General features: G+C 72.6%; 16 protein-coding genes. 9 read left to right on the top strand and 7 right to left on the bottom strand.

Annotation, left to right across the window (positions count from 1 at the left end):
- Positions 1–94 precede the first annotated feature (94 nt).
- The 4 genes from IH09_RS34935 to IH09_RS34920 form a co-directional block, all read right to left on the bottom strand.
- Positions 95–1,555, bottom strand: coding sequence for an NCS2 family permease (locus IH09_RS34935; protein WP_052861778.1), 1,461 nt, complete (start codon positions 1,553–1,555; stop codon positions 95–97).
- A 139-nt stretch (positions 1,556–1,694) separates the two neighbouring features.
- Positions 1,695–4,103, bottom strand: coding sequence for a xanthine dehydrogenase family protein molybdopterin-binding subunit (locus IH09_RS34930; RefSeq protein ID WP_052861777.1), 2,409 nt, complete (start codon positions 4,101–4,103; stop codon positions 1,695–1,697).
- Positions 4,104–4,108: 5 nt separating this feature from the next.
- Positions 4,109–4,627: a (2Fe-2S)-binding protein gene (locus IH09_RS34925; RefSeq protein ID WP_052861776.1), complete on the bottom strand. Its 519-nt coding sequence runs from the start codon at positions 4,625–4,627 to the stop codon at positions 4,109–4,111.
- Positions 4,618–5,517: an FAD binding domain-containing protein gene (locus IH09_RS34920; RefSeq protein ID WP_052861775.1), complete on the bottom strand. Its 900-nt coding sequence runs from the start codon at positions 5,515–5,517 to the stop codon at positions 4,618–4,620. The genes IH09_RS34925 and IH09_RS34920 overlap by 10 nt, the downstream gene beginning before the upstream one ends.
- A 314-nt stretch (positions 5,518–5,831) precedes the next feature.
- Here IH09_RS34920 and IH09_RS34915 point away from each other — a divergent pair, with 314 nt between their 5' ends.
- The 3 genes from IH09_RS34915 (at position 5,832) to IH09_RS34905 (ending at position 10,190) form a co-directional block, all read left to right on the top strand.
- Entirely contained in the window at positions 5,832–7,493 is a 1,662-nt protein-coding gene (locus IH09_RS34915; RefSeq protein WP_052861774.1) for a PucR family transcriptional regulator, read from the top strand.
- Between the two features lie 492 nt (positions 7,494–7,985).
- Complete coding sequence (locus IH09_RS34910; RefSeq protein WP_052861773.1) at positions 7,986–8,753, top strand: hypothetical protein; 768 nt, start codon at positions 7,986–7,988, stop codon at positions 8,751–8,753.
- Positions 8,754–9,314: 561 nt separating this feature from the next.
- Complete coding sequence (locus tag IH09_RS34905; protein WP_052861772.1) at positions 9,315–10,190, top strand: hypothetical protein; 876 nt, start codon at positions 9,315–9,317, stop codon at positions 10,188–10,190.
- 273 nt (positions 10,191–10,463) lie between these two features.
- Here the strand turns inward: IH09_RS34905 and IH09_RS34900 are convergent, their stop codons facing one another.
- Positions 10,464–11,267 carry a GntR family transcriptional regulator gene (locus tag IH09_RS34900; protein WP_052861771.1) on the bottom strand — a complete coding sequence of 268 codons (804 nt, stop codon included), beginning with the start codon at positions 11,265–11,267 and terminating at the stop codon, positions 10,464–10,466.
- 128 nt (positions 11,268–11,395) lie between these two features.
- Between IH09_RS34900 and IH09_RS34895 the strand changes: the two genes are divergently transcribed.
- The 6 genes from IH09_RS34895 to IH09_RS34870 all read left to right on the top strand — a co-directional run bounded on the left by IH09_RS34895 (position 11,396) and on the right by IH09_RS34870 (position 16,252).
- A complete protein-coding gene (locus IH09_RS34895) occupies positions 11,396–12,247 on the top strand; it encodes a (2Fe-2S)-binding protein (RefSeq protein ID WP_052861779.1) in 852 nt (283 codons plus the stop codon).
- A 237-nt stretch (positions 12,248–12,484) separates the two neighbouring features.
- The gene (locus IH09_RS34890; RefSeq protein WP_052861770.1) at positions 12,485–13,327 is read left to right on the top strand and encodes a class I SAM-dependent methyltransferase; all 843 of its coding nucleotides are present in this window, start codon (positions 12,485–12,487) and stop codon (positions 13,325–13,327) included.
- 57 nt (positions 13,328–13,384) lie between these two features.
- Positions 13,385–13,684 carry a PASTA domain-containing protein gene (locus IH09_RS34885; protein WP_052861769.1) on the top strand — a complete coding sequence of 100 codons (300 nt, stop codon included), beginning with the start codon at positions 13,385–13,387 and terminating at the stop codon, positions 13,682–13,684.
- 317 nt (positions 13,685–14,001) lie between these two features.
- Positions 14,002–15,018 (top strand): hypothetical protein, encoded by a 1,017-nt coding sequence (locus tag IH09_RS34880; protein WP_052861768.1) that lies wholly within the window; start codon positions 14,002–14,004, stop codon positions 15,016–15,018.
- A gap of 227 nt (positions 15,019–15,245) precedes the next feature.
- Positions 15,246–15,743, top strand: coding sequence for a GNAT family N-acetyltransferase (locus IH09_RS34875; protein WP_052861767.1), 498 nt, complete (start codon positions 15,246–15,248; stop codon positions 15,741–15,743).
- A gap of 26 nt (positions 15,744–15,769) precedes the next feature.
- Complete coding sequence (locus IH09_RS34870) at positions 15,770–16,252, top strand: GNAT family N-acetyltransferase (protein WP_318279653.1); 483 nt, start codon at positions 15,770–15,772, stop codon at positions 16,250–16,252.
- Positions 16,253–16,417: 165 nt separating this feature from the next.
- Here the strand turns inward: IH09_RS34870 and IH09_RS34865 are convergent, their stop codons facing one another.
- Positions 16,418–17,227, bottom strand: a complete 810-nt coding sequence (locus tag IH09_RS34865; protein WP_052861765.1) for a GDSL-type esterase/lipase family protein — start codon at positions 17,225–17,227, stop codon at positions 16,418–16,420.
- Position 17,228: 1 nt separating this feature from the next.
- Positions 17,229–18,377 (bottom strand): acyltransferase family protein, encoded by a 1,149-nt coding sequence (locus tag IH09_RS34860; RefSeq protein ID WP_052861764.1) that lies wholly within the window; start codon positions 18,375–18,377, stop codon positions 17,229–17,231.
- Between the last annotated feature and the right edge of the window lie 1,107 nt (positions 18,378–19,484).

The following is a 19,484-nucleotide window of genomic DNA, read 5'->3' as shown; positions in this document are numbered from 1 at the left end:
TACTCGCATGGTCACTATGGCGAAGAAAGACCCAAGCACGAGCCCGCATCAGCCATTACCAACGCAGAGGGCATCACGGAGTGTCGTTGCAGTACTAGGCGACGCCCAGCCACCGCTCGATCGGATGGAGCGCGAAGTAGCAGAGGAAGACGGCGCTCAGCACCCACATGAAGCCGCCGACCTCGCGCCGTTCGCCCTGGGCCGTCTTGATGGCGGTGTGCGCGAGGACGCCCGCGCCGACCCCCGCGGTGATGTTGTAGGTGAACGGCATCAGCGCCACGGTCAGGAAGACCGGGACGGATACCGACCGGTCGCGCCAGTCGACGTGCCGGGCGGCGCCCATCATCATCGAGCCGATGACGACGAGGGCGGCCGCGGCGACCTGGGCGGGCACGAGCCGGGTGAGCGGGGTGACGAAGAGGCAGGCGCCGAAGAGCAGTCCGGTGACGACGGCCGACAGCCCCGTCCGGGCGCCCTCGCCGACACCGCTCGCCGACTCGATGAACACGGTCTGCCCCGAACCGCCGGTCACCCCGCCGATCGCGCCGCCCGCGCCGTCCACGAACAGCGCCTTGGACAGGCCCGGCAGCCGGCCCTTGCCGTCGGCGAGCCCGGCCTCGGTGCCGACGCCGATGATGGTCGCCATCGCGTCGAAGAAGCCGGCCAGTACCAGGGTGAAGACGATCATGCCGACGCCGAGGGTACCGACCGCGCCCCAGCCGCCGAACGCGACGTGCCCGAAGAGGCTGAAGTCGGGTGCCGAGACGGCGCTGCCGTGCAGCGCGGGGGTGGCGCCGCCCCAGTCCGCGTCCGTCAGCCCGCCGATCCGGGTGACGGCGACGGACAGCGCGGAGCCGGCCACGATGCCGATGAGGAGGGCGCCGGGCACCTTGCGGGCCTGGAGCATGAAGATCAGCAGCAGCGTGACGGCGAAGAACAGCACCGGCCAGCCGGTCAGTTGTCCGGTGGCGCCGAGCGTGACGGGGGCGCCGCCGGCGCCCTTGCCGACGAAGCCCGCCTTCACCAGGCCGAGCAGCGCGACGAACATGCCGATGCCCATGGTGATCCCGTGCTTGAGGGCCGGCGGGATGGCGTCCATGACCCGTTCGCGCAGGCCGGTGACCACCAGCAGCATGATCACCGCGCCGTACAGCACACACATGCCCATGGCCTGCGGCCACGTCAGTTGCGGGACGACCTGGGTGGTCAGGGCCGCCGAGACGTTGAGCCCGGCCGCCAGGGCGAGCGGCACCTTGCCGACGAGGCCCATCAGCAGCGTGCAGAGCGCCGCGCCGAACGCCGTCGCGGTGACCACGCCCGCCCGCGCGAGGGTGTGGTGTGCCACGTCGGGCGTCGACAGGATCAGCGGGTTGAGCAGCAGGATGTAGCACATCGCCATGAAGGTGGTGATCCCGCCGCGCACCTCGCGCGGGATCGTCGATCCCCGGGCGGAGATGTGGAAGTACCGGTCGAGCCGTCCGCGTCCGGCGGACCGGCGCGGGCCGTCCCCGGCATCGCCCGCCGTGGACTCCCGCGCTGTGGACTGCTGGGTCATGATGCCTGGACTCCCAAGGTTCAAAGGGACCCTCGCGCCATCGCGAGTTCTGGGACTGCTGCGGCGACACGACCCGGGGGACGGCCCGAGGCGAACGTCGGGGTGCGGCGCGGGCCCGGCCGGGCGCCCGCGCCGCCTCTCAGGTGCCGGTGAGGTGTTCGGGGCGTACCGGCGTCCTGGTGAGCTCCAGCCCGGTCGCGTCCCGGATCGCCGCGAGGACGGCCGGGGTGGACGAGAGGGTCGGGGCCTCGCCGACGCCGCGCAGCCCGTAGGGGGCCGCGTCGTCGGCGAGTTCGAGCACGTCGACGGGCATGGTCGGGGTGTCGAGGATGGTGGGAATCAGGTAGTCCGTGAAGGAGGGGTTGCGCACCTTCGCCGTCACGGGGTCGACGAGGATCTCCTCCATGACCGCCATGCCCAGGCCCTGGGTGCTGCCGCCCTGGATCTGGCCGATGACGGAGAGCGGGTTGAGCGCCTTGCCGACGTCCTGGGCGACGGCCAGCTCGACGACCTTGACCAGGCCGAGTTCGGTGTCCACCTCGACGACCGCGCGGTGCGCGGCGAAGGAGTACTGGACATGGCCGTTGCCCTGGCCGGTGCGCAGGTCGAACGCCTCGGTGGGCCGGTGCCGGAACTCCAGCTCCAGATCGACCGATTCGCCCTCCAGGACGTCGGCCAGCTCGCCGAGGACCTCGCCGCCGTCGGTGACGACCTTGCCGTCCTCCAGCAGCAGTTCGGCGGTGGCCCACGCCGGGTGGTACGTGCCGAACTTGCGGCGGCCGATGTCCAGGACCCGCTCGCGCACCGCCTCGCAGGTGTTCTTCACCGCGCCGCCGGTCATATACGTCTGCCGGGAGGCGGAGGTGGAACCGGCCGAGCCGACCCGGGTGTCGGCGGGCTGGATGGTGACCTGCCGGACGCCCAGTTCGGTGCGGGCGATCTGGGCGTGGACGGTGACACCGCCCTGGCCGACCTCCGCCATCGCGGTGTGCACGGTCGCGACCGCCTCACCGCCCACCACCTCCATCCGCACCCGGGCGGTGGAGTAGTCGTCGAAGCCCTCGGAGAAGCCGACGTTCTTGATGCCGACGGCGTAGCCGACGCCGCGCACGACGCCCTCGCCGTGGGTGGTGTTGGACAGCCCGCCGGGCAGCGCGCGCACATCGGCGCCCGCACCGGCCGCCAGCCACTGCCGCTCCGGGGGGAGCGGCAGCGCCTTGACGCGGCGCAGCAGTTCGGCGACCGGCGCCGGGGCGTCGACCGGCTGGCCGGTCGGCATGATCGTGCCCTGCTCCATCGCGTTGCGCTGCCGGAACTCCACCGGGTCCAGGTCCAGCGCGGCCGCCAACCGGTCCATCTGGGCCTCGTAGGCGAAGCACGCCTGGACCGCGCCGAAGCCGCGCATCGCACCGCAGGGCGGGTTGTTGGTGTAGAGCGCGAGCGCCTCGATGTCGACGTCGTCGACGACGTACGGGCCGGCCGCGAGCGAGGCGGCGTTGCCGACGACGGCCGGGGAGGCGGACGCGTAGGCACCGCCGTCCAGGACGATGCGGCACCGCAGATGGGTGAGCTTGCCGTCCCGGGTGGCGCCGTGCTCGTACCAGAGCTTCGCCGGGTGCCGGTGGACGTGGCCGAAGAAGGACTCGAACCGGTTGTAGACGATCTTGACGGGCCGGCCGGTGCGCTGCGCCAGGAGGCAGGCGTGGATCTGCATCGACAGGTCCTCGCGGCCGCCGAACGCGCCGCCGACGCCGGACAGCGTCATCCGGACCTTCTCCTCGGGCAGGCCGAGGACCGGGGCGATCTGGCGGAGGTCGGAGTGCAGCCACTGGGTGGCGATGTACAGATCGACACCGCCGTCCTCGGCGGGCACCGCCAGGCCGGACTCCGGGCCGAGGAACGCCTGGTCCTGCATGCCGAAGACGTACTCGCCGGAGATGATCACGTCCGCCCGCGCGGCGGCCGCGTCCGCGTCGCCGCGGATGACCGGCTGGCGGTGCAGGATGTTGGGGTGCGGGACATGGTGCGCGTGGCGGTCGTGGCGGTCCTCGTGGACCAGTGGCGCGCCCTCGGCGGTCGCGGACGCCTCGTCGGTGACGACCGGCAGTTCGGCGTACTCGACCTTGATCTTGGCGGCGGCGCGGCGGGCGCTCTCCGGGTGGTCGGCGGCGACGAGGGCCACCGGCTCGCCGTGGTGGCGGACCTTGCCGTGCGCCAGGACGGGGGTGTCCCGGATCTCCAGGCCGTAGTGCTTCACCTCGGTCGGCAGATCGTCGTAGGTGAGCACGGCACGGACTCCGGGCTGGGCGAGCGCCTCGGACGTGTCGATGGAGACGATCTCGGCGTGCGCGAGGGTGCTGCGCAGGGTGCAGCCCCACAGCATGTCCTCGTGCCACATGTCCGAGGAGTACGCGAACTCGCCGGTCGCCTTGAGGGTGCCGTCGGGCCGCAGCGTGGAGGCGCCGATACCGGCCCCGGTCCGGCCGCCCTGGGTGAGGCCGGTGGGGGTGCGGCCCGGCGCGGACGCCCTGGGCCAAGGTGTGCTCATGGCGGTCAGGCCCCCTGTCCGGTGGTCCGTGCCGTGCCGCGGGCGGCCGCCAGCCGGACCGCGTCGAGGATCTTCTCGTAGCCCGTGCAGCGGCACAGGTTGCCCGACAGCGCCTCGCGGATGTCGGCGTCCGACGGGGAGTCGTTGCGCTCCAGCAGTTCGTCGGCGGCGACCAGCAGGCCCGGGGTGCAGAATCCGCACTGGATCGCGCCGGCGTCGATGAACGCCCGCTGGACCGGGGCGAGTTCGCCCGGCTCGCCGCTGCCGTCGCGCTGCCGGGCGAAGTCCGCCAGGCCCTCGACGGTGACCACGTCGCGGCCCTCGGCCTGCCCGGCCGCGACGAGGCAGGCACAGACCGGCACACCGTCCAGACGGACCGTGCAGGAACCGCATTCGCCCTGCTCACAGGCGTTCTTGGCGCCCGGCAGACCCATCCGCTCGCGCAGCACGTACAGCAGGCTCTCGCCCTCCCAGACGTCATCGGCCCGCTGTTCGCGGCCGTTGACGGTGCAGGTCACGCGCACTGGGCACCTCCTTGTGAGCCGTGGGCACGGCCGCGGTAGGACTCCCAGGTCCAGCCGAGGGTGCGGCGCGCCATGACGCCCACCGCGTGGCGGCGGTACCTCGCGCTGCCGCGCACATCGTCGATCGGATTGCAGGCGCCGGCGGCGAGCTGCGCGAACTGGCGGGCTACGGACGGCGGGAGGGGGTGCCCGGACTCCCAGAAGCCGCCGTCCGCCAGCGCCGCGGTGAGGAACTCCTCGGCAGCGCGGGCCCGTACGGGGGTGGGCGCGGCGGAGCCGATGCCGGTCCGTACCGTGCGGGTCTCGGGGTGCAGCGCCAGGGCGAACGCGCACACCGCGATGACCATGGCGTTGCGGGTGCCGACCTTGGAGAACTGCTGCGGGCCGTCGGCCTTGGGCAGATGCACCGCGCGGATCAGCTCGTCGGGGGCCAGGGCGTTGCGTTTGACGCCGACGTAGAAGTCGTCGACCGGGATCATGCGGACGCCGCGCACCGACTCGGCCTCGACCGCGCCGCCGGTGGCGAGCAGCGGAGGGTGCGCGTCACCGGCCGGGGAGGCGGTGCCGAGGTTGCCGCCGACGCCGCCGCGGTTGCGGATCTGCGGGGAGGCGACGGTGTGCGCGGCCAGGGCCAGACCCGGCAGTTCGGTGCGCAGGTTCTCCATGATCCGCGTGTACGGGACGGAGGCGCCCAGCCGCACGGTCCGCTCGCCGACCTCCCACTCCGCCAGGTCGCCGATGCGGTTCAGATCGAGCAGGTACGCGGGGCGGCGGTGATCGAAGTTGATCTCGACCATCACATCCGTGCCGCCCGCGATGGGCACAGCGGTGGGGTGCTCGGCCTTCGCGGCGAGCGCCTCCTCCCAGCTGGCGGGGCGCAGGAAGTCCATGGGGGCCTCTTCTACGGTTCTACGTGCTACGGAATCGGGGCAGGCACTCGCTACGGGTCGAGGCGGGCGGCGGAGTCGAGGTGTTCGCTGCTCATGGTGAGGACCTCCGGTCCGCTACGCCATTGAGCTGTTCATGTCGTCTGCACGCGGTGGGGCCCAGTGAACGCGCCCCTGCACCACCCGGTGCAGTCACCGAAGCCATGAAGCGGTTGGCTGGCCAGGGCACCTGTCTTGTAGATTCGAACGAAAGTCGAGGCTCCGAAACCTCGCGGTATTCCACCGGCAACAGACAGCAAAGATCGGCGGGCGAAGTCATGCGGCTCCGCGCACTCCTGGACACCCCCACCCTGGGCCTGCGGCTGCTCGGGGGCGAGGACGAGCTGGACCGCACCGTGCGCGGCGTGATGACCACCGACCTGCGCGACCCCAGCCGGTACCTCTCCGGCGGCGAGCTGGTACTGACCGGTCTGGCCTGGCGGCGCGAGGCCGAGGACTCCGAACGGTTCGTCCGCATCCTGGCCGCGGCCGGGGTCGCCGGGCTCGCGGCGGGCGAGGCGGAGCTGGGCGCGGTGCCGGACGATCTGGTGCAGGCATGCGTCCGGCACCGGCTGCCGCTGTTCTCGGTCGTCGAGGACGTCTCCTTCGCGTCCATCACCGAGCATGTCGTCCGCCAGGTCTCCAGCGAGCGGGCCGGCGATCTGGCCGCCGTGGTGGACCGCCACCGGCGGCTGATGACGGGCCCGGCCGGCGGCGGCCCGGAAGTGGTCCTGGACCTGCTCGGCTCCGACCTGGACCTGCGGGCCTGGGTGCTCTCCCCCACCGGCCGGCAGATCGCCGGTTCGACGCTGGCCGACGCCGGGCCCGAGCTCCCCGGCGGGCTGGGCGCCCGGCTCGCCGGCGAGCATCTGGCCGCCGCCCGCGCCGGGCGCCCCGGCCCGCACCGCGTCACCCTGGACGGCGTCACGTACTCGCTCTTCCCGGTCCGCCGCGACGGCCGCGCACCGCGCGAGACGCTGCTCTCGGACTGGCTGCTGGCCGTCGAGGCCGACGCCGGCGACTGGCCCGAGGAGCGGCTGGACCTGCTGCACGGCGTCACCCAGCTGATCGCCGTCGAACGCGACCGGCGCGACGCGGCCCGCACCGTCCGCCGGCGGCTCGCCCAGGAAATCCTGGAACTGGTCCAGACCGGTGCGCCGCCCGCCGAGATCGCGGCCCGGCTGCGGGTGGCGGCCCCGGTCCTGCTGCCCGGTCCGGTCACCGCCCCGCACTGGCAGATCGTGGTGGCCAGCGTCGAGTGGGGCGGCGGCGAGGCCCCCGGCGGCGCGGTGGCGCAGTCCCTCCTGGAAGAGGTGCTGGTGGACCCCGGCACGTTCGGCCCGGAACCCGCCGACCGGATCGCGGTGGCCCACACCGGCGACGAGGCGGTGGCACTGGTGCCGCTGCCCGCCGTCCCGGACGAGTCCACCGACTCCCCCGCGTCCGGTCTGCACGCCGCCGACCTGCTCACCGTCATCGCGGAACCGCTCGGCCGCGGTCTCGCGGACGACGGCCGGCTGACGGTCGGGGTCAGCGCCGCGGTGCATTCGGCGGAGGGGCTGCGCGGCGCCCTGGAAGAGGCCCGGCACGCCCGCCGGGTCGCCGCCGCCCGCCCCGGCCTGGTCTGCGCCGCCGGCCACGAGGAGCTGGCCTCGCACGTCCTGCTGCTGCCGTTCGTACCGGACGACGTCCGCCGGGCCTTCACCGCCCGTCTCCTGGACCCGCTGCGCGACTACGACCGCAGGCACCGCGCCGAACTGATCCCCACCCTGGAGGCGTTCCTGGACTGCGACGGCTCCTGGACCCGCTGCGCCACCCGCCTCCACCTGCACGTCAACACGCTCCGCTACCGCGTGGGCCGCATCGAACAGCTCACCGGCCGCGACCTGTCCCGCCTGGAGGACAAACTCGACTTCTTCCTCGCCCTGCGGATGAGCTGAGGGGCGGGGCGGACGGGGGGACGGGAGACGGGGGCGGGGAGGAGCGCCAGGGGCTGCGGGCCGGGCCGGTCGGGCGGGCGCCTCCCGTCCCACCCACCTGATCGGACGCGGACACGGATAACTCCCCCGCCGATTCGCCCCGCTGGCCGATTCGTCCCCGTCCACGGTTGTCCGAACGGTCAGTTGTCCACCATTCGGGGTAACCCGATCGGGTGGCATCCTGGTCGCGCGAGCCGGGGCATCCACGACCGCACCGGGTCGCGGCGCGGTCGATCAAGGCCGCTCCCCCGGGCACAGTCGGCCCGCGGACGATTGTGAAATCATTCACCCACCCCCTTGGCCGCACCCCGGAATTCGTGCTGAGATTCGCCCACTGCTTCCATTTTCCAGCTCAAAGGTGCGCTCGGGGAGGGCAATGTGGCGGACACCGCCATGTCAGGTTCCGCGGATTCCCACCGGTCGGCGGGAGGGGCACCACCACCGGCACCGGTGATGCCGGCGCCCAGGACGGTCGAGAGCGACGACCCCCTCGACCGCGCCGTATGGCGACTGAGGTCCCGCGGCTGCTGGGACGACGCGGCCGCCCTGCTGGAACCGCACGCCGGCCGGGACGCCCCGGCCGCACTGCGGCGGGCGGCACTTCTGGTGGAGCGCTGCATGTACACCGCGACCGGCTGGGCCGCCGCCGAGGACGCCCTGCGCACCGCCGAGGCACTGGCCGCGGACGACGACGAGCGGGGCGGCGCGGCCTGCGAGCGCGGTCATCTCGCCTACGCCGCCACGGTCCTGGGCGTCCGCGACCGGGCCGACGAGGCGCGGTCGGCGTTCGGCCGGGCCGCCGCGCTGCTCGCCCCGGCGGCGGCCGGCCGGGCGCTGCTGGACTTCCGCCGGGGCCTGATGGCCGAACACGTCGCCGACAGCCCGGACTCGGCGCGCGCCGCCTACCGCCGCGCACACGCGGGCGCCACCGCCCACGGCGACGATCTGTTGCTCTCCTCCACCTGGCGCCAGCTGGCCGGACTCGCCCTGCGGGACGGCGAGTTGGCGGAGGCCAGGCACGGTTTCACGGAGTCGCTGCGGATCCGCGAGGAGCTGGGCTTCCTGATCGGTACGGCGCCGGCGCTCGCGGCACTGGCCGACGCCGCCCCGGAAGCCGACGCGGACCGCTTACGCACCGAGGCCGCCCGGCTCCACCGCCTCATGGACGGCGTCCCCACCTGGCTCGCCGCCCATCTGACGACGACTCCGGCGGATACGTAGCGCGGAGGACGGGCGGCGCACCGCAGCCCGCGGGCCGTCAACGGGCAACGGGCAACGGCCGCTGGGTCGTTGCCCGTTGGCGTTTGACCCCCGGTCGTCGACCGCCGCCGCGTCCACGGAGCCGCCGCCCGTCAACCCCCCGTCGTCAACCCCCCGCCGTCAGCCATGCGTCTCCCGGCATCAATTGACCGGATCCTGGCGTCCCGCACCCCGGCGCCGGAGCGGCCGCGGTGCGACGGGCGGTGGCCGCGGACCGGACGCGGCGGGTCCCGGCCCCCGGCGGGGGCGGCGGCGGGCGGCGACCCCATCAGCCGCTATCCGCTCACCGCCGCGCCCCCGCACCAGCGCCCCGCAACGCCGTCCGGCGCATGCGGTGCAGCGCCACGACGGATGAACCGCGAGGTGAGGGGAGCGGCGAATGACGCGGGACCGCGGCGCCGCACCCGTCCCCCGCACCCCGAGAATGGCCGCAAGTCGCACTGCGAGGCGGTGACGGGGCCAGGATGCTGGTCCGGGAACCCACCCGACTCCCCCTTGGCAGCGCCTTTCAGGAGGCCACCCGTGGCATCAGGAGCGACCGGTACGACCACCGGATCCGACTGGGGCAAGGCGGATTTCGAGGCGATCTACAACTGCCCGGATCCCCGGCGGTACTTCACCACGCTGCAACCTCTCGACTATCAGATCCCGCACCACGGACAGGCGGTCTTCCGCACCGTCGCCGATGCCCTCCGGCAGCGCCGGCCCGGCCGTACCCCACTCGATGTCGTCGATCTCTGCTGCTCATACGGGGTCAATGCCGCGCTGCTCAACCACCGGCTGACCCTCGACGATCTCTACGGCCGGTACGCCGCACTCGGCCACGCCACTTCCCGCACCCCGCAACTCGTCCACGCGGACCGGACGTTCTTCGCCACCCTGCGGCGACCGCAGGCGGCCCGCGTGACCGGCATCGACGCGGCGCGGCGCGCGGTCGACTACGCGCGCGACGTCGGCCTGCTCGACCGCGGATTCCCGGAGAACCTGGAGCGGGACGAGCCGAGCGCGGCCCTGCGGCACGCGCTGGCCGGCACCGACCTGATCACCGTCACCGGGGGCGTCGGCTACATCTCCGCGCGCACCTTCGCCCGGCTCTTCGACTGCCTGTCGTCGCCGCCCTGGGTCGCGGCGTTCGTCCTGCGGACGGTGTCCTACCGGCCGGTCGCCAGGCTGCTCGACCGCGCCGGCCTGGTGACGGAGAAGCTCACGAGCCGCACGTTCCGGCAGCGGCGGTTCGCCGACGGCGCCGAGCGGCGGGCCGCGTTCGACGCGCTGACCGGGCACGGGCTGTCCACGGCGGGCAAGGAAGCCGACGGCTTCTACCACGCCGAGCTGTTCCTCTCCCGGCCCGCCGCCGATATCGCGGCGCTGCCCCTGGCCGACCTGCTGCCCGGCTGAGACCTGGCGGCGCCCGCCGGAGTCGGCCCCGTACGCGGCCGGGTACGGGGCCCGCCCCACCAGGCGGCGCGGACTGACGAGTCTCCGGTGCAGGGGGGCGGCACGGCCCCACGGACCGTAAGCCCTGGCGAGCGCGAACCGACGGACCGTCTGTACGGGGTGCGCGCCCCCACGAACCGTCAGTACGAGCAAGCACGCCCCACATACCGTCAGTACGCGTGAGCAGACAGACCGACGGACCGTCAGTACAGGCAGGCGCCGACCGCCATCCCCTCAGTGCGGGTGACGGGCCGCCGAGAGGTGTTCGCGCGCGATGCGCTCCGCGACCGCGAGCTCCCCGGCGATCAGCGCGTCCAGCAGCGCCGTGTGCTCGGAGGCGTCCGCCAGCAGCTCGGCGGTACGCAGCCGGGAGCCGCCGGACGGCCACTGGGTGCGGCGCAGCAGATCGTCGGTGACCTGCACGAGCTGGCGGTTTCCGGTGAAGGCGAGCAGCGCGTGATGGAAGGCGTGGTCCGCCTCGGCATAGCCGACCCGGTCGCCGCGGGCGGCGGCCGCGACCCCCGCCGCGGCCAGCGGCCGCAACTCCTCCCAGCGCTCGGCCGGCAGCGCCCCGGCCAGCCGGACCACCGCGGGCACCTCCAGCATCGCGCGCACCTCGGCCAGTTCGGCGAGGTCGCGGGAGCTGCGCTCGGCGACCCGGAAACCGCGGTTGGGCACGACCTCGACGGCGCCCTCACCGGCGAGCTGCTGCATGGCCTCGCGCACGGGCGTCGCGGAGACGCCGTAGCGCTCGGCGAGCGCGGGCGCGGAGTAGACCTGGCCGGGGGTCAGTTCGCCGCCGACCAGCGCATGGCGCAGTGCGGCCAGCACCTGTCCGCGGACCGAGTGCCGCTGCGGCTGCGGGCGCCGTACCGGCTGCCGCGCGGGTGCGGTGCTGCCCGCCGCCTCGGCGGGCGCGCCGGGGTCGGGCGTGGCAAGCTCATGGACGACGGATTCGCCGTGCGGCATGGCCGGACCGGCCTGTGCCGGCACCCACACCCGGGTACGCGGCTCCGGTGCCACTCGGGCCTGCTCCATGACGGTTCCTCCTGACGTCACCAGCACCTTAGGCGTCCTCGGCGGCAGTTCAAACCTCAGCGGGTACGGACGGAACCTTCGGGTAAGGTAAGGCTTACCTGCAACGACGCGATTCGGTGGTCTTCCGCATGACTCCTGCCCGCCCCGCGCCGCCTCTCACCCCATCCCTCACTCCGCCCCTCACCGGTGCGTACGCCCGGCTGTCCGAGGTGTTCCCCGGCCTGCGCGTGACCGAATGGGCCGCGACGCCGCCCAGCGGTGACGGCTGGGTGCGCGCGGCCGCCCTCGCGGCCGGCGGTGCCCCCCTGGACGCCTTTCTGGCCTGGGAAGACGCCCAGCTCCTGCGGGACTACGGGCAGCGCGCCCGGCCGGACGTCGTCGCGAGCTTCGCCCTGCACCGCTACGCCTGGCCCGCCTGCCTGCTGTTCACCATCCCCTGGTTTCTGTACCGCCGGGTGCCGCGGCTGCCCGTACCGGACGTCTTCTACCAGCGGGAGCTGGGCCGGATGGCGGTGCGGGTCCACTCGTTCGCGTGCCTGCCGGACGACCCGGCCGCGGCGCATCCCGGCGCCCGGGTCGTGGCGGACGAGGAGGCCCTGCGCGACGAGGTACGGGCCGCGGTCGCCGAGCATCTGGCGCCCGTCCTGGACGGCTTCCGCCCCCGGATGCGACGCGGTCCCCGGGCACTGTGGGGCATGGCGACGGACGAGCTCGTCGAGGGCCTGTGGTACCTCGGGCATCTGCTGGGCGAGGAGCCGCGCGCGGTGGCCGAGCTGGCACGGCTGCTGCCGGGTGCCACCGCGCCGTACGTGGGAAACGCGGCGTTCCGTTCGCTGACCGGGCCGGACGGCGCGGCACTGCCGACCCGGGACCGCGCCAGTTGCTGCATGTACTACACCCTGCGCCCCGAGGACACCTGCGTCACCTGCCCGCGCACCTGCGATGCGGACCGCGTCCAGCGCCTCACCGCCGGCGCCTGACCCCCACGCCCCTGCTCCCTCCTTCGGCATGCGCCGTGCTTCCCCTTTCTCGTACACCGCACCACCGGCGCGGCCAGGCCCCGGTGCCGCGCCTCCGTGCCCGTGCCCTGGCCGGCGCAACGGGGAGACCGGATGGCCGAATCCGGCCCGCTGATCGGGAAAGCCGCACGGGCAGGCGTCACCCGGGACATAGTGAGGCCCTTGCCCAGGACGTTCCGGGAAGCTCCAGGAGGCCATATGGAAGCCGGTCGGCCGAGCCGGACCGCGATGCGGGCGGCGCACGCCCGTGCCCGCCACCAGGCCGATCCCCAGCGGGTCTTCACCGACCCGCTGGCGTCGAAGATCCTCCACCTCGGTCCCGCCGAGCTGACGCCGCCGCCCGACGACCCGGTCGCCCGGTACAACATCCGGTTCGTCGCCGCCCGCAGCCGCTTCGCCGAGGACTCACTCGCCTCCGCCGTGACCGCCGGCACCCAACAGGCCGTGATCCTCGGCGCCGGCCTGGACACCTTCGCCTGCCGCAACCCCCACACCGGCCTGACGGTGTTCGAGGTCGATCACCCGGACACCCAGGAGTGGAAGCGGCATCGGATGGCAGCGGCCGGGATGGCCGTCCCACCGTCGCTGGCCTTCGCCCCGGTCGACTTCGAACGCGACACCCTCGCCGCGGCGCTGGACTCGGCCGGACTGGACCGCACCCGGGCGGCGTTCTTCATCTGGCTCGGGGTCACGCCGTACCTGACGCGGGACGCCGTCCTCACCACGCTGCGTTTCGTGGCCGAGCACACCGCGCCGGTACACGTGGTGTTCGACTACTACCTCGAACCGCCCTCGGCGATGGCACCGGAACTCCGCACCGCCCACGAGGCCGCGACACGGCGCGTGGCAGAGCTCGGCGAACCCTGGCTCAGCTACTTCACCCCCGACGGCCTCGCCGACGAGCTGCGCGCGATGCAGCTGACCGACATCGAGGACCTCCCGGGGCCGGAACTGCTCGCCCGCTACCTCGACGGGCCCACCCCCGACGCCGACGCGTTTAGCGGCCATGTGCTCCGCGCCGGACGCGCCACCGCCCGCTAGCCACCCCGGGGGCCCACTACGCCGTGACCGGCGCCCACCGTGATCGTTCGTCCCGGCATGAAGAAAACCATCGCCGCCGCACTCCTGGCCTTGTCCGCCCTGGCATTGACCGGCCCGGCCCACGCCGACGGCACCCCCATGCCGAATGTGACGGGCAAGGGTCTGTCCGTCGCCTACAAGGACCTGAACCACAACAAGTCCATCCAGCTCAAGGACGGCCTGGGCGCGCACCGCCATGTGCTCTGGCCCGCCAACTGGAAGGTCTGCGAGCAGAATCCGGCCCCGGGAACCCCTTTGAACAACCAGAAGGTCACGCTGACCGTGGTCAAGCACCAGGAGAAGTGCGGCAAGTCGTAGCGAAAACAGCAGACCGTCCACCGCCCACCCCGCCCGGCCGTCTTCCCCTTCCTGACGGCCGCCCCGCGAAGCCCGGCCCATTGGCTCCTTGGACCCTTGCACCCTTGGGCCTGAGAGCTTGACCAGCGCCGGGTTCCCGAGCGATACGGCACCCCGTACCGCACCGTCCCGTCGATGAAGCCCCAGGCCGGCCATGACATCCGGCCATCCACGGCATCCGGCCCGCCCCTCGGTTGAGGAGCGGGCCGGCTGCGTCTCGGCTGCGTCTCGGCTGATAACGCCCTGGAGCGGACGCCGCCGTCCGTACGATCGGCAGCATGGTTCCCGGCATCGCCTCACCCCGCCCCCGCCACCGCCTCCGCCTGGCGTTCGCCTTGGTGGTGCTGGCGCCGCTGGTGGGGGAATTCCTCCTCGGCAACCAGCCGGTCACCGCACTGCCCGCGGTACTGATGCTGGCGCCCATGTACGGATGCGGCGCCCTGCTGATCCGGGAGGCGGCGCGGCGGGCCGGGGGCGGCTGGCCGACGATGCTGCTGCTCGCCGCGGCGTACGCGCTGCTGGAGGAGGGGCCGATCGACCAGATGCTGTGGAACCCGCACTACGGCGGCGTCGACATGGGCCTCGCCTATGCCGGTACCCAGGTGCCCTGGCTCGGCACGAGCGCGGCCATGGTGCAGGACGTGCTGTCGATGCACACGGTCTGGAGCATCTGCGTCCCGATCGCTCTCATCGAGACGTTCAGCGCGGACCGCACCCGCCCGTGGCTCGGCGGGCCGGGGCTGGCGGTGACCGGTGTGGTCTTCGTGGCGGGTTCGGTGTTTCTCGCCCAAGCGCAGTACCAGAGCGGCAGGTTCATGGGCTCGACAGCCCAGTTCGCCGGGGTGTCCGCCGCCATCGTGGCGCTGCTCGCCGGGGCCTTCGCGGTGGTCCGGCGCCCGCTGCCGCCACGGGACGCGGCCACCCCCGCCCCGTGGATCGTGGGCACCGCGGCGTTCGCGGCCGGCAGCCTGTACTGGGCCCACGACACCTTCCTCCCCGACAACGCGTCCCCCTGGGCGCCGGTGGCCCTCTGGTTCGTCCTGGCGGGCGGGATCGCGTGGCTGTGCGCCCGCTGGTCGCGTACCCACGGCTGGGGCCCGGACCACCGGCTGGCCCTCACCGCCGGCGCCCCGCTGACCTACGTCTGGCTGGGCTTCACGCACGCGCGGGAGATGGACGTCCCGTACGGCACGGCGCTGCTGGGCAACGTACTTTTCGGCGCGGCAGCCCTCGTCCTCCTCGGGGTGGCGGCGATGCGTCTGCGCCGACGGGTACCGCCTGCGGAGGGCGGGTGAACGTGACGGGCCGGACCTCCGTGCCGAAGCGCGCGGCCGCCTTGGGCGACGGGGGACGCGTATCGGGTGTCGGGTGTCGGGTGTCGGGTGTCCGTCAGCCTGGGGACGCGTTGTTGTCCCGGCCGTCCTCGCGCTGTGTGCGGCCGGTCGGCGAACGTGCCGGATATGCCGCTGCCCAGGACGGAAACCATTGGGGAACAGCCCGGTCCCGATGGCAGGATGCGAACATGCGATCTGACGTCACGCTGCGGCCCCTTGATGAGAATCGGCTGCTCACCCTGCTGGATGCTGCCGTGGCCGATGCCGATCCCCGTGAGGTGATGCCCCCGGTGGCCGGTCCCGGTGGTTGGACCGCCGAGCGGAAGGCTGCGTTCCTGCGGTTCCATCACTCCAGGTCCCTGTCGGCCGAGCCGGTGGAGACCACCTATGTCATCGTCGTGGGAGAGACCGTGGTGGGGGCTGCCCGGCTGTGTCCGATGAAGGACGCGGGGCATGCGGTCGAAGCGGGAGTGTGGATCGGACGGTCCCACCGCGGTAGCGGCGTGGGCGGTGCGGTGTTCCGGCATCTGCTGGCCCTCGCACGCACCGCCGGTTTCGCCTCACTGCTCGTGAACACGAAGCCCGACAACACCGCCGTCCACCGACTTCTCGCCGCACTGGACATCACCCCCACCCGTGAGGGCGACGCGGTGACGGCGTGGGTGGACCTCACCGCCGCCGGATAGCGGACCGGAACACGACCAGGACGGGCATCTTCCTCCGCCGATCGGCAACTCGCAGGAGCGATAGGTTCCCGAGCATGAGCGTGGAGACTGAGGCCGTTCGCGAGGCAACTGACGAAGTGGTGGAGGCGTTTGCTCGTCTCCTTCCACAGCTGTCGTCCAAGGCAAAGCCGTTGGACCATGAAGCAGTGGGGAGATTGACGGGTACGAGTACCAACACGTTGCTGGTGGCCCGTGTCGAGGGCGTGATCGTCGGGACGTTGATGCTGGTGATCTCCCCCTTGCCGTCCGGCCTGCGGGCCCATATCGAGGACGTGGTGGTCGATACCGCCGCACGTGGCCACGGGGTCGGCAGAGTCCTGATCAACAAGGCCCTTGGCCTGGCCGCGGAAGCAGGAGCCCGAACCGTCGACCTCACCTCGCGGCCTTCGCGAGAGGCCGCGAACCGCTTGTATGAGCGGGCGGGTTTTCAACGGAGAGAGTCCACTGTCTATCGAGTCACCCTGGACTGAAGCGCGGTGCCGACTACTCGCGATCACCGTCCCCCGTCCCAGCGGTTCGGCTGACTCAACGCACTGACTGGGCCGATGCCAGGTCATCTGAGACGGGACAGCCGCAGACGCCGCCGAGGAGGCGGGCCCTGCCCAGGGCTACGGCGATCCGGTCAGTGCTCGCGCCTACGGAGTGAGACGGGCCGGGTCGATGATCTGGACCATGGCGTGGTGGCCGGCGTCGTTGGGGTGGAGGTGGTCACCGGAGTCGTAGGCGGGTCGGATGCGGGTGGGGTCGGCGGGGTCTTTGAGGGCGGTGTCGAAGTCGAGGACGCCGTCGAAGAGGCGGGTGTGGCGGATGGCGTCGTTGACGGCCCGGCGGCAGTGTTCGCCGGCTGCCTCGTAGCGTTCGAATCCTCCGTAGGGCGGGATGGTGGTGCCCACGACCTTGACGCCCTTGGCGTGTGCCGTGGCGACGAAGGCCCGCAGTCCGGTGGTGATCGCGGCAGGGGCGTACTGGTGGGGAGTCTGCTGGATGTCGTTGATGACGTCGGTGAGCACGATGGTGCCGACTCCCGGGACAGCGAGGGCGTCCCGGCTTTCACGGGCCAGGGAACTGGGCAGGCCGGGTCCGTTGTCGGTGAGCAGGCGGGTGGCGGAGATGCTGGCGTTGACGACCGGCGTCGGGTGACCGGCTCGGTGCAGGCGGCCGGCGAGTTCGCTGGGCCAGTCCGCGCCCGGTGAAGCGCGGAAACCGCCGGAGACGGAGGCCCCGATGATGACCACGACACCTGCCGTGGTCCGGGGCGTCGCAGCGGGAATCGGGGGCCCGGCGGCCGGGGGCTGGGCGGACCGGTGGGCTGATGCCGGGTGCAGGTCGGCGGAGGTCCGCGGGTACCCGGCCGGGGTTGCCGTGCCGCAGCCGGTCAAGGTGGCCTCCGTGACGAGAAGGGCGACGGCCAAGCCGCCCGCACGCAGCCGCAGGCTGATGGTCACGTCAGCCTCTTCCGCCCCGGCCGAACCGGCGGGCACCCGTCGGCCGCGGACCGGTCGCCGGGCGCCGTGACCGGAGTACAAGACGTCGGCCGGGGCGTTCGACACCTTCGTACAGGGCCCAGGCGAGGACGAGTGAGAGGGCGAGGGCCGCCACCGTGGCCACGAGAGCGGGCACGGCGGCGAGGTGGGGCCGGGCGCCGAACAGGGCCTCGCCGGTGCGCATGACCAGGATGTGGATCAGGTAGAAGGCGAAGGACCATTCGCCGAGCCGGACCATACGCGGGTGGCGCCAGAAGGACGGTGTGCCCGTGAGGTCGGCGGTGGCCGCGGCGGGGATGAGCAGCGCCAGGCCGGTGACGGTGCAGGCGGCGTATCCGTACTCGTAGGGGAGCTGCGCGGTCAGGAAGTAGCCGGTCAAGGTGATCGCCAGGGACACGTCCAGCCCGGGGCCGCGCCAGGCGCCGGCCTTGACCAGGAGGCCGAGGGCCGCGCCGAGGACGAACTCGGGCAGCCTGGCGAGGGGGAAGGAGTACAGGGTCCAGCCGAGGGCGTGGTGGGTGTTCGCCCACGGCAGCAGTACGACGACTGCGCCGCCGGACAGGGCGAGGACGGTCAGTCCGCGGGGGCCGAGGCGGCGCAGGACCGCGTAGAGGGCGGGGAAGGCGGCGTAGAAGAACGCCTCGCAGGTCAGGGACCAGCTGACCGGGTTCAGCGCCTGCCACCATTGGGGATTCCAGGAGCTGACGAGCAGCAGGTTCGCCACCGCTTCCCTGATACCGCTGGGCCGCAGACCGGGGACCAGGGTGTACGCGAGCAGCAGCGCCACCGCGGCGGTGGCCAGGTGGACGGGGTAGATCCGGGCCAGGCGCCGCCGCCAGAAGGTGCGGGCCCGCTCTCCGGGCCGGGCGGTCCAGGCCAGCACGAAGCCGGAGAGGATGAAGAAGAAGGAGACACCGGCCGCACCCGCACCGAACGCCCAGTTGACGAGGCGTCCGCTCTGGTCCGGACCGAAGTAACCGAAGTTACGGACGTGGTAGACGAAGACCACGAACGCGGCCACCCACCGCATCCCCGTCAGTGACGGGAGCTGACCGGGATGTGGTGGCGCCGGGGTCTCCTGCCGACGGCTTCGTTGCGTCGTCAGCGCCATAGGGACGCCGACCCCTACGGGTGCCGCCCGGCGGTCGGCTGTGTGTATGAGGGCAGGCATGAGGAACTCCTGTCGCGGGGTGTGGGGGCGTTTCCGCAGGAAGCGGGGCGGGGCGAGGTGAGAGGGGCGCGTGGTGCCGAGGAGGCTCGATTCGGTCCGGGGCGGTGCCTCGGCGGCAGCCGACAGGTCCGGGCGGGTGTCAGCCGCCCCGGCGAATCGAAGCGCTGCATGCGTGGCACACCCGTACACGCTGTGTTCTCTGTGTTCTCTGTGTTCGCCGTATTCGCCGTATGCAGAGCGAAGCCCTGGGAGAAACGGGAAGAGCGTGGCCGGAGCGGTCGTCTATCGTGCGGGCGGCCGTCGTGCGGGCGGCACGGGCCGGGTGTCGGCTTCGCGGGAGACGGGGTACGGGATCACGGACGGAGCGGGGGCGCCCCGCTTGTTGGCGGTCTCGGCGAGCGTTCGCTCGTCATCGGTGACGGGCGGCGCCGGCGGACCACATGGGGGCCGATCCGCAGCAGCCGGGGGACCGCAGACCGCCGCCGTCCACCTCGGCGTCCGACCGCAGCCATTGCACCGCCTCCAGGAATACCGGTGACGACGTGCAGTCCTTCCTCCGCCGCCGACCAGTCCTCCACGAGGCGGAAGCAGCGGTCGTACCGCCTTGTTCCGTACTCGCGGAACAGCGCACCGAACGCGCTCTCGTCACCCGCCCGCATACGGGCCCGCATTCCTGGATCCATACCTAGCTCTGCCCTGACCGGACATGCAGGTTCCCGTGACGCCGATCACATCGGGATATGCCTCCCCGTCAGCAACACGTGCCGACGGCGGGATTCGCTCCGGCCGTTGCCGTCGTGCGGCTTACGGTCCTGTGCGGTTTGCCGACCTGTGTTCATTTCGTCCTGTGTTCATGTCGTCCGGCGTTCATGTCGTTCGGCACTTTGTCGGCTGCGGCACTGATTCGCCGCCCGAGCGTCAAGAATGGCTCGATAGACGGCCTAGAGCCAATACCGGTGACTTTGGTGGTTTGGGGTCGTTGGGTGGGGTGTGCCAAGGCCCGGACAGGTGAAGTCGTCAGCGGACGAGCGGCTTTCGGATCGGATC

It is taken from the genome of Streptomyces celluloflavus, from assembly GCA_000720995.1.
Classification (GTDB): Bacteria; Actinomycetota; Actinomycetes; order Streptomycetales; family Streptomycetaceae; genus Streptomyces; species Streptomyces celluloflavus.
This window is presented reverse-complemented; position numbering and strand designations above follow the sequence as displayed.

Bases quoted from the DNA above. Each gene is read 5' to 3' on its own strand.
- IH09_RS34900 (WP_052861771.1), bottom strand. From the start codon at position 11,267: ATGGAGCAGGCCCGAGTGGCACCGGAGCCGCGTACCCGGGTGTGGGTG.
- IH09_RS34935 (WP_052861778.1), bottom strand. From the start codon at position 1,555: ATGACCCAGCAGTCCACAGCGCGGGAGTCCACGGCGGGCGATGCCGGG.
- IH09_RS34910 (WP_052861773.1), top strand. From the start codon at position 7,986: ATGCCGGCGCCCAGGACGGTCGAGAGCGACGACCCCCTCGACCGCGCC.
- IH09_RS34930 (WP_052861777.1), bottom strand. From the start codon at position 4,103: ATGAGCACACCTTGGCCCAGGGCGTCCGCGCCGGGCCGCACCCCCACC.
- IH09_RS34880 (WP_052861768.1), top strand. From the start codon at position 14,002: ATGGTTCCCGGCATCGCCTCACCCCGCCCCCGCCACCGCCTCCGCCTG.
- IH09_RS34875 (WP_052861767.1), top strand. From the start codon at position 15,246: ATGCGATCTGACGTCACGCTGCGGCCCCTTGATGAGAATCGGCTGCTC.
- IH09_RS34920 (WP_052861775.1), bottom strand. From the start codon at position 5,517: ATGGACTTCCTGCGCCCCGCCAGCTGGGAGGAGGCGCTCGCCGCGAAG.
- IH09_RS34895 (WP_052861779.1), top strand. From the start codon at position 11,396: ATGACTCCTGCCCGCCCCGCGCCGCCTCTCACCCCATCCCTCACTCCG.
- IH09_RS34885 (WP_052861769.1), top strand. From the start codon at position 13,385: ATGAAGAAAACCATCGCCGCCGCACTCCTGGCCTTGTCCGCCCTGGCA.
- IH09_RS34860 (WP_052861764.1), bottom strand. From the start codon at position 18,377: ATGGCGCTGACGACGCAACGAAGCCGTCGGCAGGAGACCCCGGCGCCA.
- IH09_RS34915 (WP_052861774.1), top strand. From the start codon at position 5,832: ATGCGGCTCCGCGCACTCCTGGACACCCCCACCCTGGGCCTGCGGCTG.
- IH09_RS34890 (WP_052861770.1), top strand. From the start codon at position 12,485: ATGGAAGCCGGTCGGCCGAGCCGGACCGCGATGCGGGCGGCGCACGCC.